The organism is Bacillus sp. V2I10, assembly GCF_030817055.1.
Taxonomy (GTDB): domain Bacteria; phylum Bacillota; class Bacilli; order Bacillales; family Bacillaceae; genus Bacillus_P.
The window spans coordinates 4,923,198-4,935,550 of sequence record NZ_JAUSYV010000001.1; the positions used below are offsets into that span (position 1 = coordinate 4,923,198).

Sequence of the window (12,353 nt, forward strand, 5' to 3'; positions counted from 1 at the left end):
AAATCTCCTAATCTATTTCAAGATCCATTAATGGAGCATGCTGCTGCGCACCATATACATCCCGGTCAAACACAGATCCGGACGAATGGCTTCTGAAAAAGGTAATCTTGAATCCAAGCGCCTGATCAAAAAAAACGATATGCTTCAGCTGCTCCGCTTTAAGACGATAGAGCCTGCAAATAGCGTCCCCGGTAATTTTGTTTGAATGCTTCACATGAAAATAATCATCGCTTTTGCTGAATAGAACATCCAGCGTGATTTCAAATGGACCGGAGTTTTTGCTTCTAAGCACCTTTGAGTATTCTCCTAAAGTTGTCATAGAACCTCCAATTGAAACGGCATCTCACCTTTTTTCAGTTTCATAAGATGATAGATTGAGAACTCATATACAGGTCCAAACTCAATATCGCTCGGAGCAAAAGGAAAGGCCAGATTCCCGGCTGTCGACTTTCTTCCTTCATAGCCGTAGTGCAAAAAAGTGGAGCGCAGCGTTGCACATATGCTGCTTGCTGCTTCTTGAGTATCTGCGACAACCTCAAATACAAGACCAATTTCATGACCTGAAAAGGGTTCACTCTCACTTTCTCCTAATACGGCATTTTTTCCATAGTGGTAAAAGTTGATTTGATAAGTATGTTCAGGGATATCCCTATAATGGCTTATTACTTCTTCTTTTACAGACGCTTCAATTCGTTCGATATTTTTAAGTAAAACCGGATCACGAACCCCTGCAAGGACAAATGTTCTGTATGCTTTCACTCTCGCTCCTTCAAGCTTCACTTGGTAACTCCTTTGAAGGAACATATTTGCTGCCTGATACTTCAATTAAACCCTCGCCTGCATTTTTAAACTCACACTGAGATAAATCCAATAAAAATCCCGGACCATGGAGCAGATAGGGATGATCTTTTTCATAAAAGGTATGAGCTGCCACACTTGTTGTACTGCATTTTCTGATTGGATTTATAGCCTGAACAGTAAATGAGTTTTCTTTAACTGTACCGAGAATACAATCCTTCGTCGTTCCAGGTTCAGCGCATAAGGCACCGCATTCTAATATTTTTCCTAAGTGATAGGAAAGGCCTGCATCCATGCCGTGAAAAATGCCAACAGCCGCAAATGGAGATGGATCAAACGCTCTCCCGCAAATAATAAGATCACACTCCTGATGAAGCGCTTCTAAAATGGGTTCATGTCCCATCTGGGCAACAATTGAATGAGTTTCAGTCAAAGAGAAATGAGTTAAATCGGGCACATTCGGACTCATTTTCTCCATTCTCCCCTCATTAAAGGCATGACTGATGTACGATTTATCAAAATCTGCCCAAATGACGCCAACTTTAGGCCTGGTTTTCTTATTTGACAGGACTTCTTCGATTATATCCAATGTCCATTCAACATGAGGTTTTGCACCAGCTCCTCCCGCTGAACCGACGATAAGAGGAATGTGAGTGTCCAAAGCAGCAGAAATGAGGATCTCCAGATCTTTTTTCGCAGCTCTCTTTGAAACGATGCCGACACCTGCCCCCAATTTATGCGGACCTGCATCAGTAGAACCGGCATCCACAACAATCGCATGAGGCTTCTTTTTCATGCCATTCTGAAAGCTCTCAAGCGGAAAACCGTATCCAAGAATGCCGCATGGTGACAAAATCCGGATTTCTTTGCTCATGCCATCCCCCTTGAAATTCAAATTTTTCATGCACTACCAAATATACGTAACCGGTTACATATTATTAGTAAAACCAGATTTTTATTGGTATGTCCAGGTTTTTTCAAAATTTTGTATTTCATTTAAATTTTTTTTAAGGAGACATTATGAATAAAGAAATACCCTCAGACTGCCCTGCTGATCCATAATGGCAAGGAGAATTTCATTTACTTTTTTTTGGTGAACGGTTTTAAGTTCAGTGATTAGCCATTCTTCATCCTTCCCAAAACGCTGAAGTTCTTTCTTATTTATGCTGCCTTCTCTTATGATGGTTACAGGAAGATCGAAGGGAGCCGGGGCTAAATTCAGATCAAGATTCGTAACGGTTTGATGATCCGCTTTTAAAAAACAGGAAACCCTGCCGTCTGATTCGAAAAGGGCTGCGGCAACTTTTTCAGGATCTTCAATCTGCTGTTTCCTAAGCTCCGAAAGCAAATCATCAATCGTTAATCTTGCTTTTTTCAAGTTTTTATAAGAGATCTTGCCATTTGTGATTAAAGGAAAAGCGGGCGGATCAAGAAATATGCGAAACGCATGCCACTTTAGACTGATAAATATGCCCGCCGCATACAAAATAATTAAAACGGTCATCGTGATCATTGAACCTTTTAGTCCAAGTTCTTCGTCAGAAAGCGGATGAGCTATGATATTGCCAATAATGAGTGCAATCACGAAATCAAGGAGCCGCAGCTGGGCAATCGATCTCTGGCCCATGACTTTAGCGGATAAGGCTAAAAAGAAAAAAGCAAAAACAGCTCTCAGAATCCATTGAATGGATGTAAGAGTTTCCTGACCATGAAAAAAATCCATTCTTTACACTCCCTAATACAGGTGATTAATCATTATTCTTCTCCTGAACAAAGATGTTTATGAGCCGCTTACAGAACAATTATCCCGGGGAAACACTTCCAAGCTGATGAACACAGGTCCTCCAACTTTTACACAGAAAATCATTGCCCGTTTCACACAAAATAAACATATCTCCTTATAGGGAGGAATGTTTGTGGAGACAGTCGACTACGACAAAGCATTATATTATACTCACCGATCACAGTGGGATAATCTTTTGATTTTGATGGTGCGAACAAAAGATGATATGCTCTCAAAACGGATTGAGCAGTTCCTGCACGCATACAACTTCGAAAACAATTACGGAGAAGTCGAAAAGAAATTATATTCACTCCTTCGCTATATCGATCACGCAGTAGAAACAGGACATGAGTTAGAGGATGCGGAGTATGCTTATTTGACATAGAAAAGCGGAACCGACTGGTTAGGCGGTGGAGCTAGACAATGGAACCGAATAAATAGCTCTGCTCAAATAAAAAAAATGGAGGGAATCCCCTCCATTTTACTTTTGTTTTTGTATATAAAATTCTACATACATCTTAAGTTCCTCGATTAACTGGGCAACTAGCACCGCTGAATCATCAAGAAGTTTTTTGTTTTCATAATCAAAACAGATCGGATCAAGGGCAAGCTGTTTTGGTATGGCATTTGCATAAACTCCTCTCATCACGGTTCTCATATTATTCAGAGCATTGATCCCGCCTTTTCCGCCGCCGGCAACTGCAATTAAGCCAACGGGCTTATGTGCAAAATGAGAACTGCCTAAATAATCAAGGGCATTTTTTAATGCGCCGCTCATGCCGCTGTGATATTCAGGTGATAATAAAATGACACCGTCAGCTGCTTTAACCTGGTTTTTCAATTCCTGAACTGCTTCAATCTTTTCCTGGTCTTCCTCTCCATTAAACATTGGAAGATTCAGAACACTTAAATCGATGTGCGCTGCTCCATATTTTTCAGCAATAAATGCTGATGCGAGGCGGGTTCTTCCTTTTTTTCTTGGACTTCCATTAATAACAAGCAATTTCATTTTCATTCTTCCTCTCTTATTTGTCCAAGCCATTCTTGACTGCATATAGGGCAGCTTGTGTGCGGTCAGAGAGTGACAGCTTGGATAAAATATTTGACACATGTGTTTTTACGGTCTTTTCTGTGATGTATAAAGAAGCGGCAATTTCTTTATTGCTTTTTCCTTTTGCAATTTCCTTTAATACATCATTCTCCCGATTCGTAAGCGGTGTCAATAGCTTTTCATCTTTTTGATTCGTTTGCATCAAATGGGACATCACATGGGATGTGACTTTGGGATGAAGCTTGCTTTCACCTTTCAGTACTTCTCTGATCGTATGAACTAGTTCATCCGGTTCGACATCCTTGAGCTGATAGCCGGATGCTCCGGCTTGAATGGCTGGGATCACATGGTCCTGATCGGCGTAGCTCGTCAAAATAATGATTTTTATCTGTTCGTTGAATGTGCGGATTTCCTTTGTGGCATCTACTCCGTTCATGATGGGCATGGAGAGGTCCATTAATATCACGTCAGGCAGCAGCGTGCGTACCATCTTTACAGCCTCTTCCCCATCTTCAGCTTCTCCGACAATCTCAATATCCTTTTGGGTAGAGAGAAAGAAATGCAGCCCTCTTCGGACCACTTTGTGATCGTCAGCAATTAAAAGGCGAATTCCCATGATCATGCCCCCTTAAATTGGTATTTTCACTTCTATTTCCGTGCCTCTATTAATTCCGGCGGTTATTTGAAATGTGCCGTTTAATTTTTGGACGCGATTTTTCATTCCCTGAAGCCCCATTGAAGGCAGCGGCAATTTTTCATTGTAAGAAAAACCTGCTCCCTGGTCTTTAATTGTCATGATTACCTCATTTTTCGAACGGTGTATGCGAATGGAAGCAGTTTTTATTTGTGCATGCTTTTTACAATTATTTAACGCTTCCTGACCAATTCTCCACAAGGCTTCCTCTGCATCACATGGGAGAGTTTGAACACCCTGAATATCCGTTTCAAGTTCCAGGCCCAATACTTTCGCGTAATTCATCAGCGCTGATGCAATCCCATTTTCCAGCCCTTGAGGTCTAAGCTGCCAGATTAAAGCCCTCATTTCTGAAAGAGCCTTCTGTGAGAGATCTTGAACATATGACAGCATCTCTTTCATCTGTTGATCTTCTGTCATTTCCTTTGAACCTCTTGCTGTCAGCATAATTGAAAAGAGAAGCTGATTGACGGAATCATGCAAATCCTGCGCCAGCCTGTTCCGCTCCGCAATTAGAGCAAGATGCTGTTCGTTTTCAACAAGCTTCATCCGTTTCATCGCAGTTCCTATTTGTAAAGCAACAGCTTCGAGCAAGGCAAGCTCTTCGGTCGAGAAATGAGTTTTATTTGGAGAAGCAACATTTAATAATCCGATTTTTTCATTCCCCGTTCTAAGCGGAACGGTAGCATGATGGGTAATTTCATTCGTTTCGCCCCATTCAAATTGCTCTGCGTCTTCTAAACGTTTGCAGTTTATGATATTTGCAGCCTTGTTTAAACGGCCGTCCGCAAATTTATCGATGCACCAGCAATCCCCACTGCACATTGCTTTTTTATGTTCTGTTTCAAGTGCAGGCGGAAGCTTCTGGTCCGCAGCTAATCGATATTGTTTATCTGAATCAATAAGAAAGATCCAGCCTGTTTCGAGTCCTGTTACGTGAAGAAGCTTCTTAAGAACGTCATCAAGCATTTGTTCGAGATCATTTGACTGATTCAGTGTTTCAGCGATTGTCTTTAGCGTCTGCAGTTCCAAAATGCGTTTTTCATCGTTTGACATATCTTTCTCCTTCACAGTGTTTATATTGATAGTATATCAGCGTTTCCCCTTTTGCTGCCTTCTTAATGTGACTGATTTTTTCTCAGACTTTTGATGGAAATCCCAAAATAAAAGAAATTCTTAAATATTAAAAAAACTTGTAAATTTGAAATTTACAAGTTTTTTTAATATCTAAATGTTTATCCAGTTTTTATGAGCCTCTTTAATTTTATCCCAACAAAGCTGATCCGTATTTTCTACTTGGTAATCGGCTTTATGCAGGGAGCTGCCTACTCCAACTGCAAACATTTCGCTTGCTTTGATAGCTTCAATTCCAGCCGCAGCATCTTCAATGCCAATTGACCGTTGTTGCAGCTCTAAGCCTCTAATGGATTGCAGGTCCGGAAAGAATGGGTAATTGATAGTGGATACACAGTCGAAAGTGCATCTGAATCGATTAAAGGATTATTCGACAGTCAGGAACGGCCATCTGCTGTTTTTGCAACAGATGATTTAAAAGTGATGAGTATATTTAGATCAGCTGCACAATATGGTGTATCTATTCCAGATGAGCTATCAATCGTAGACTACAGTAATTCGAACTTTTCACCATTTTTGTCTCCAGCATTGACTAGTTCCTCAGCAAGTTCCTTAGCTGTTTGAAAAATTTCATCTGAGCTTCCAACTAAAGCAAGATTCATGCCCTGGTTTGAAAGCTGAAAGGCAATTTCCTTTCTGATGCCTCTTGATGCACCCGTTACGATTGCCGTCTGATTCTTCAACATGATAAAACCTCTTTTTAATTAAAACAGCTGAAAAAGGCCATCTCCTTTTCCAGCTGCATTTTTTAAAATAGCTTCCTTATTAGATCAATTCGTTTACTTTTTTCATAAGGGCAGAAGTAAGAGCTTCAAGCTTTTGTTCGCTGTCCGCAAGTGTTTCTCCTGTTACACCGAAGTAGAATTTCGCTTTCGGCTCCGTTCCGGATGGACGCAGGCAGAACCATGATCCGTCTTCTAAATAGTACTTAAGAACGTTAGACGACGGCAGCGTGATCTCTTCTGTCGTTTTAGCTTCTGCGTTGAAGCGGGTTCCTGCTTTATAATCTTCAATCGTCACAACTTTTTTATCTCCCATCGTCTGAGGAGGATTGCTGCGGAATGAAGTTAAAATGCTTTGAATCTGTTCAGCTCCATCTTTCCCTTTAAGTGTCAATGACTCAAGTCCTTCACGGTAATAGCCGTATTGTTCAAAAATTTCGAGTAAGCCTTCATAAAGCGTCTTGCCTTGTTTTTTATAATAAGCTGCCACTTCAACAGCTAAGATTGCTGCTTGTACAGCATCTTTATCACGTGCAAAGTCCCCAATCAAATAGCCGTAGCTTTCTTCATAGCCAAATTGGAAAGTATATTGGCCTGTGCGCTCGTATTCATTGATTTTTTCACCGATAAACTTAAAGCCTGTCAGTGTATCAATTGTATCTAAACCGAAGGACGCCGCTACATCCCTGCCGATTTCTGAAGTTACGATGGTTTTCAGAACAACTCCATTGGCAGGCAGGATGCCCTTTTCTTTTTTCTCGGATAATAAATAGTGAAGAAGAATGGCCCCAGTTTGATTGCCCGTCAAAACGACATATTCTCCTTCTAAATTTTTCACGGCGATTCCAAGGCGGTCTGCATCAGGATCTGTTGCAATCAATAAGTCCGCATTGGTTTTTTTGCCGTCACGGATGGCATACTCAAATGCTGCATGCTCCTCAGGGTTTGGAGACTTGACTGTGCTGAAGTTTGGATCAGGCAGCTCCTGCTCTGATACAACGGTTACATTTTTATAGCCAAGTGCATCAAGGCCGCGTCGAACAGGCTTATTTGCTGTACCATGAAGAGGAGTAAAAACAATATTCAAATCTACTTCTTCAGATAGCTGCGGATTCACAGAGATCGTTACAAGCTTGTCAGTATAAGCGGAATCAATTTCTTCTCCGATCATTTTAATAAGCCCTGCTGCTTTTAATTCTGCTTCATCCTTCACCTGGATGCTTAGTTCGTCTTCAATTTCGTTTACTTTGGCGATGACTTCATCTGCTTCTGCAGGAGGCAATTGTCCTCCGTCTTCGCCGTATACTTTATAGCCGTTATATTCAGGAGGATTATGGCTCGCTGTGACGACAATGCCGGAGAACGCGTTTAGATACCGTACAGCAAACGAAAGCTCAGGTGTCGGGCGCAGTTCTTCAAAGACATATGTTTGAATGCCATGGCTTGCAAGAGTTTTTGCAGCTTCCATTGCAAACTCCGGTGATTTATGGCGGGAATCATAAGCAATCGCCACTCCGCGTTTTTTCGCTTCTTCGCCGAAAGACTCAATATAAAGCGCCAGGCCTTCAGATGCTTTTCGGACAGTATACATGTTCATGCGGTTAATTCCAGGTCCTATTTCCCCGCGCATGCCGCCTGTTCCAAATTCTAAGTTTTTGTAAAAGCAATCCTCGCGCGCTTTATCGTTATTTTCTAAATCTGATAAAAGAAGTCTTAATTCTGAATCTAAATCTGTTTTGCTTTTCCAGCGCTGATAGCTTTTTTCAAAACTCATAATGTACCTCCAATAATTTTAGGGTTGTAAGTGTTATGTAATTATTTCTTCATTATTTAGACAATTCCTGCCTAAATTCGCATGTAAAAAATAGAAATCAGTCGATTCCAAGGCTTATTTTAACACATATTGGGGCTTGCTGATATTTTAATTTTGTTAAAAAAATTCAATTTTAAAAAAATAAAATCTAATGAAAAATGGCAGCCGATAGTGATTTTGCATCACTAACGGCTGCCGTATTCTCATAATCAGTTTGCTTTTCTTACCTCGTCTGGCACAACTGCATCGTGCAGATGAGTTTGAAGCTTATCAAAGTGCTGCTGCTTTTGCCGAGGACTCCACTTCAGTTTGTCAGCCATGTAATTTGTGACAGGCTCCTGATACGTTCTTGCCCAGTTAATATCAAAGTACACGGCACCAGTTCTTCTGACAAAGAAGTCGGAAGGAGTGGCTGTCATTTCTTCTGTCATCGCATAGTCAATCTCTGCGAGAATGTAAATAGGCAACCCGTATTTTTCAGCAAACGGTTTTAACGTCTCTGCTCTCTCAAACAGCGCATCTGCATTTGATCCATACCTTCTTGATAAATGCTTCGCCTGCATTTCTGTCAGTCCAAGGGACATGCCTTGTTCCGTTTTTGTTTTGACAAAAGTTTCAAGACTTGATGAACCGCCTACATGTCCGCCTGAGATCGGCATGTTTCTTGTTTTGCATGCTCCAAAATCCTTTAATCCTGCTTCTTTAAAATCTTTTACAATGTGGTCAATAATGTGCTCTGCCATTTTTCTGTAGCCTGTCAGTTTTCCGCCTGCAATGGTGATGAGTCCTGTTTCAGATGTCCAAATCTCATCCTTCCTTGATATTTCAGAAGGATCTTTGCCGTCTTCATGAATAAGCGGACGAATGCCGGCCCAGCTTGATTCAGCATCCTCAGCACGGATGGACAAGTCAGGGAACATATAGTTAATGGACTCAATCACGTAATCTCTGTCTTTCACTGTCATACGGGGATTTTTCGGATCTTCTTTGTAAACTGTATCTGTTGTGCCTACATAGGTTTTGCCGTCACGCGGGATCGCGAATACCATCCGTTTATCAGGCGTATCAAAGTAAATAGCCTGTTTCAGCGGGAATTTGCTTTGATCAAAGACAAGATGTATTCCCTTTGTCATCTGAAGAGATTTTCCATTTTTCGATTTATCCATTTCTCTCAGCTGATCGACCCAAGGGCCTGCAGCATTGATGATTTTCTTAGCGTACACATCATAAGTTTTTCCAGAAATCGTATCCACAATATGAACACCGATGACTTTTCCTTTTTCGTAAATAAACCCGCCCGCTTTTGCATAGTTAACTGCATCTGCACCGAAGCGAACAGCTTCTTTCATGACTTCAATTGTAAGTCTTGCGTCATCTGTCCGGTATTCTACATAGTATCCGCCGCCCTTTAGTCCTTGCTTTTTCACAAGCGGCTCTTTCGCAAGTGTTTCCTTGGCGCTTAGCATCTTTCTTCTTTCTCCGCGTTTAACAGCTGCAAGAAAATCATATACACGAAGACCGATCGATGTTGAAAAAGGTCCGAACGTTCCTCCCTTGTGCATGGGGAGAAGCATCCATTCAGGAGTTGTTACATGCGGTCCGTTTTCATACACAATGGCTCTTTCTTTCCCGACCTCTGCCACCATTTTGACTTCAAATTGCTTGAGGTAGCGGAGTCCGCCGTGAACAAGCTTTGTCGATCTGCTTGAAGTGCCTGCTGCAAAGTCCTGCATTTCAACAAGACCGATTTTCATTCCTCTTGAAGCAGCATCAAGCGCGATGCCGGACCCTGTGATTCCTCCGCCAATGACAAATACATCATACGTTTCCTGCGTCATTTTATTTAAGATATCTTGTCTTTTATCGCTTGAAAAAGCCATTTGATATTCCTCCTAATATTTTCCAGAAGGGATTAAAAAAGAGACCACAACAAGCTAGTGCAGCAATTAAATGCCTGCTCTAGTGTTGTGGCCTCTCCCAATCTCCAACCGTTCTATTAACTTGTTGTTAGTATATCATAAGATTTGTTTATTTAAAAGCCTGAGCTGCTTTTACTGCTTTTTTCCAGCCGCCGTATAACTCATCGCGGACTTCATCTTCCATTTCCGGTTCAAACTGCTTATCTAATTTCCATTGTTTTGTAATATTAGATTTGTCCTCCCAGAAGCCCACAGCAAGACCTGCAAGGTATGCTGCACCAAGCGCAGTTGTCTCATTTACTTCAGGACGCTCAACCGGGACGCCAAGCATATTGCTTTGGAAATCCATTAAGAAATTATTTTTAACAGCACCGCCGTCAACACGAAGTGTTTTTAATGAAATGCCTGAATCTGCTTCCATAGCAGTCAGGACATCCTTCGTTTGATATGCAAGTGATTCGAGTGTAGCACGGACAAAGTGCTCTTTTGAAGTGCCGCGTGTTAAGCCGAAAACAGCTCCTCTTACGTCACTGTCCCAGTATGGCGTTCCGAGCCCTACAAATGCCGGAACAACGTAAACACCTTCTGTTGACTCGACACGGTCAGCATAGCGCTCACTGTCTTTTGCATCTTTAAACATGCGGAGTCCGTCACGCAGCCATTGAATCGCAGAACCGGCTACGAAAATACTTCCTTCAAGCGCATATTCGACTTTGCCGTCCACACCCCATGCGATAGTCGTTAACAGGCCATTTTCAGAACGGATTGCCTTTTCTCCTGTGTTCATCAGCATAAAGCAGCCTGTACCGTACGTATTTTTAGCCATTCCTTCTTCAAAGCATGCCTGGCCAAATAATGCTGACTGCTGATCTCCTGCAGCGCCTGCAATTGGCACGGAATGACCGAAGAAGTGATATTCTATTGTATTTGCATACACTTCCGATGAAGGCTTAACTTCAGGAAGCATTGATTTTGGAACAGTTAAATATTCTAATAGCTCATCGTCCCACTTTAATTCATGAATGTTATACATTAATGTGCGGGAAGCATTTGAATAATCGGTTACATGCGCTTTACCGCCTGACAGCTTCCAGATCAGCCATGTATCAATTGTTCCGAATAAAAGATCGCCTTTTTCAGCTTTCTCTCTTGCACCTTCAACATTATCTAAAATCCATTTAACTTTTGTTCCAGAGAAATAAGCATCAATCAATAATCCTGTCTTTTCTCTGAATGTATCATTATAGCCTTTTTCTTTTAATTCTTCACAAATGCCAGCCGTTTGTCTTGATTGCCATACAATCGCATTGTATACAGGCTGTGAAGTATTTTTATCCCAAACAACAGCTGTCTCGCGCTGATTCGTGATTCCGATGCCGGCAATTTGCTCTGGTTTTACATTCGTTTCTGATAAACAAGTTGCGATTACAGCTAAAATAGAACCCCAGATTTCATTTGCATTATGCTCCACCCAGCCTGGCTTAGGGAAATATTGTTTAAATTCTTTTTGTGCAATGTGAACAATTTCACCCTGTTTGTTAAATAAAATGGCTCTTGAACTAGTCGTTCCCTGGTCTAAAGACAAAATATACTTTTCCATGATAAATCCCCCTTTAATTTCAGTAAGTTGCTGAGCTTTCTGATTTCGATTGTTTCTTTGACAGTGCATAGACAATTCCAAGCATAAATACAAGTGCAGCTGCTACATACCAGAAGGCAGTATTGATATTACCCTTAAAAACGTAATTATAAAAGACCGCTGCAAAAGATCCGCCTACTAGAGGTGCAACAACTGGTATCCATGCATATTTCCAGTTCGAACTCCCTTTTCCTGCAATCGGCAAAACAAAATGTGCAAGTCTTGGCCCAAGGTCACGTGCAGGGTTGATTGCATAGCCTGTAGTACCTCCAAGTGATAGCCCGATTGCAACGACCAGAAATCCTACTATAAGCGGATTCAAGCCCTCAGTAAATGTATTCGCTCCAATCGCAAGTAATGTGAGCACAAAGATAAATGTTCCAAGCGCTTCACTGATAAAGTTGGCAAAGTGATTGGGAATCGCAGGACTTGTAGAAAACACACTGAGCTTTGCACCTGGATCCTCTGTTTCCTTCCAGTGCGGCAGATACTGAAGGAAAACAAGCACTGCTCCTAAAAATGCTCCAATCATTTGAGCTAATAGATAAGATGGCACCTGACTCCATTCAAAAGAACCTGCAAAAGCAAGAGCAAATGTAACAGCCGGATTCAAATGCGCCCCGCTTATTCCGCCGACTGCATAAACAGCCATGGCAACACCAAATCCCCATCCCATTGTAATGACAATCCAGCCAGAGTTATGCGCGAATGACTTCTTTAAACTGACACCTGCACATACACCTCCGCCGAACACAATCAAAATCATCGTACCTATTACTTCTCCCCAAAAAGCCGTCATC

Annotated in this window: 14 protein-coding genes; 2 read left to right on the forward strand and 12 right to left on the reverse strand. The window is 41.6% G+C overall.

Annotation, left to right across the window (positions count from 1 at the left end; all coding sequences use genetic code 11):
* Positions 1-7 precede the first annotated feature (7 nt).
* From QFZ72_RS24865 to QFZ72_RS24880, 4 genes are all read right to left on the reverse strand, one after another.
* Complete coding sequence (locus tag QFZ72_RS24865) at positions 8-319, reverse strand: DUF4387 domain-containing protein (protein ID WP_307438756.1); 312 nt, start codon at positions 317-319, stop codon at positions 8-10.
* The gene (locus QFZ72_RS24870; protein WP_307438758.1) at positions 316-780 is read right to left on the reverse strand and encodes a hypothetical protein; all 465 of its coding nucleotides are present in this window, start codon (positions 778-780) and stop codon (positions 316-318) included. The genes QFZ72_RS24865 and QFZ72_RS24870 overlap by 4 nt, the downstream gene beginning before the upstream one ends.
* Positions 770-1,672, reverse strand: a complete 903-nt coding sequence (locus tag QFZ72_RS24875; RefSeq protein ID WP_307438760.1) for an acyclic terpene utilization AtuA family protein — start codon at positions 1,670-1,672, stop codon at positions 770-772. Before QFZ72_RS24875 ends, QFZ72_RS24870 begins: the two co-directional genes overlap by 11 nt.
* 144 nt (positions 1,673-1,816) lie before the next feature.
* A complete protein-coding gene (locus tag QFZ72_RS24880; protein ID WP_307438762.1) occupies positions 1,817-2,521 on the reverse strand; it encodes a DUF421 domain-containing protein in 705 nt (234 codons plus the stop codon).
* A 193-nt stretch (positions 2,522-2,714) separates the two neighbouring features.
* Here QFZ72_RS24880 and QFZ72_RS24885 point away from each other — a divergent pair, with 193 nt between their 5' ends.
* Entirely contained in the window at positions 2,715-2,966 is a 252-nt protein-coding gene (locus tag QFZ72_RS24885; RefSeq protein ID WP_252203671.1) for a YhdB family protein, read from the forward strand.
* A 96-nt stretch (positions 2,967-3,062) separates the two neighbouring features.
* Here the strand turns inward: QFZ72_RS24885 and QFZ72_RS24890 are convergent, their stop codons facing one another.
* From QFZ72_RS24890 to QFZ72_RS24900, 3 genes are read right to left on the reverse strand one after another with little or no spacing between them, the layout of a single operon-like run.
* Positions 3,063-3,590, reverse strand: coding sequence for an NADPH-dependent FMN reductase (locus tag QFZ72_RS24890; protein WP_307438764.1), 528 nt, complete (start codon positions 3,588-3,590; stop codon positions 3,063-3,065).
* A gap of 16 nt (positions 3,591-3,606) precedes the next feature.
* Positions 3,607-4,248: a response regulator gene (locus QFZ72_RS24895; protein WP_252203670.1), complete on the reverse strand. Its 642-nt coding sequence runs from the start codon at positions 4,246-4,248 to the stop codon at positions 3,607-3,609.
* A 12-nt stretch (positions 4,249-4,260) separates the two neighbouring features.
* Positions 4,261-5,382 carry a GAF domain-containing sensor histidine kinase gene (locus tag QFZ72_RS24900; protein WP_307438766.1) on the reverse strand — a complete coding sequence of 374 codons (1,122 nt, stop codon included), beginning with the start codon at positions 5,380-5,382 and terminating at the stop codon, positions 4,261-4,263.
* 372 nt (positions 5,383-5,754) lie between these two features.
* Here QFZ72_RS24900 and QFZ72_RS29640 point away from each other — a divergent pair, with 372 nt between their 5' ends.
* Complete coding sequence (locus QFZ72_RS29640) at positions 5,755-6,024, forward strand: substrate-binding domain-containing protein (protein ID WP_373464635.1); 270 nt, start codon at positions 5,755-5,757, stop codon at positions 6,022-6,024.
* Here QFZ72_RS29640 and QFZ72_RS24905 read toward each other — a convergent pair.
* The 5 genes from QFZ72_RS24905 to QFZ72_RS24925 all read right to left on the reverse strand — a co-directional run bounded on the left by QFZ72_RS24905 (position 5,949) and on the right by QFZ72_RS24925 (position 12,352).
* Positions 5,949-6,146, reverse strand: a complete 198-nt coding sequence (locus QFZ72_RS24905; protein WP_307438768.1) for an SDR family NAD(P)-dependent oxidoreductase — start codon at positions 6,144-6,146, stop codon at positions 5,949-5,951. The genes QFZ72_RS29640 and QFZ72_RS24905 overlap by 76 nt on opposite strands.
* Positions 6,147-6,225: 79 nt before the next feature.
* Positions 6,226-7,956 (reverse strand): phospho-sugar mutase, encoded by a 1,731-nt coding sequence (locus tag QFZ72_RS24910; protein ID WP_307438769.1) that lies wholly within the window; start codon positions 7,954-7,956, stop codon positions 6,226-6,228.
* Positions 7,957-8,204: 248 nt separating this feature from the next.
* Positions 8,205-9,875: a glycerol-3-phosphate dehydrogenase/oxidase gene (locus QFZ72_RS24915; RefSeq protein ID WP_307438771.1), complete on the reverse strand. Its 1,671-nt coding sequence runs from the start codon at positions 9,873-9,875 to the stop codon at positions 8,205-8,207.
* A gap of 148 nt (positions 9,876-10,023) precedes the next feature.
* Positions 10,024-11,514 carry a glycerol kinase GlpK gene (glpK, locus tag QFZ72_RS24920; RefSeq protein WP_307438773.1) on the reverse strand — a complete coding sequence of 497 codons (1,491 nt, stop codon included), beginning with the start codon at positions 11,512-11,514 and terminating at the stop codon, positions 10,024-10,026.
* Positions 11,515-11,533: 19 nt separating this feature from the next.
* On the reverse strand, positions 11,534-12,352 hold the full coding sequence (locus QFZ72_RS24925) for an MIP/aquaporin family protein (protein ID WP_307438775.1): 819 nt from the start codon (positions 12,350-12,352) through the stop codon (positions 11,534-11,536).
* Position 12,353: the final 1 nt, after the last annotated feature.

Excerpts from the sequence above, each read along its gene's own strand:
- QFZ72_RS24865 (WP_307438756.1), bottom strand. The coding sequence starts at position 319 with ATGACAACTTTAGGAGAATACTCAAAGGTGCTTAGAAGCAAAAACTCC.
- QFZ72_RS24875 (WP_307438760.1), bottom strand. The coding sequence starts at position 1,672 with ATGAGCAAAGAAATCCGGATTTTGTCACCATGCGGCATTCTTGGATAC.
- QFZ72_RS24880 (WP_307438762.1), bottom strand. The coding sequence starts at position 2,521 with ATGGATTTTTTTCATGGTCAGGAAACTCTTACATCCATTCAATGGATT.
- QFZ72_RS24890 (WP_307438764.1), bottom strand. The coding sequence starts at position 3,590 with ATGAAATTGCTTGTTATTAATGGAAGTCCAAGAAAAAAAGGAAGAACC.
- QFZ72_RS24895 (WP_252203670.1), bottom strand. The coding sequence starts at position 4,248 with ATGGGAATTCGCCTTTTAATTGCTGACGATCACAAAGTGGTCCGAAGA.
- QFZ72_RS24900 (WP_307438766.1), bottom strand. The coding sequence starts at position 5,382 with ATGTCAAACGATGAAAAACGCATTTTGGAACTGCAGACGCTAAAGACA.
- QFZ72_RS24905 (WP_307438768.1), bottom strand. The coding sequence starts at position 6,146 with ATGTTGAAGAATCAGACGGCAATCGTAACGGGTGCATCAAGAGGCATC.
- QFZ72_RS24910 (WP_307438769.1), bottom strand. The coding sequence starts at position 7,956 with ATGAGTTTTGAAAAAAGCTATCAGCGCTGGAAAAGCAAAACAGATTTA.
- QFZ72_RS24915 (WP_307438771.1), bottom strand. The coding sequence starts at position 9,875 with ATGGCTTTTTCAAGCGATAAAAGACAAGATATCTTAAATAAAATGACG.
- glpK (WP_307438773.1), bottom strand. The coding sequence starts at position 11,514 with ATGGAAAAGTATATTTTGTCTTTAGACCAGGGAACGACTAGTTCAAGA.
- QFZ72_RS24925 (WP_307438775.1), bottom strand. The coding sequence starts at position 12,352 with ATGACGGCTTTTTGGGGAGAAGTAATAGGTACGATGATTTTGATTGTG.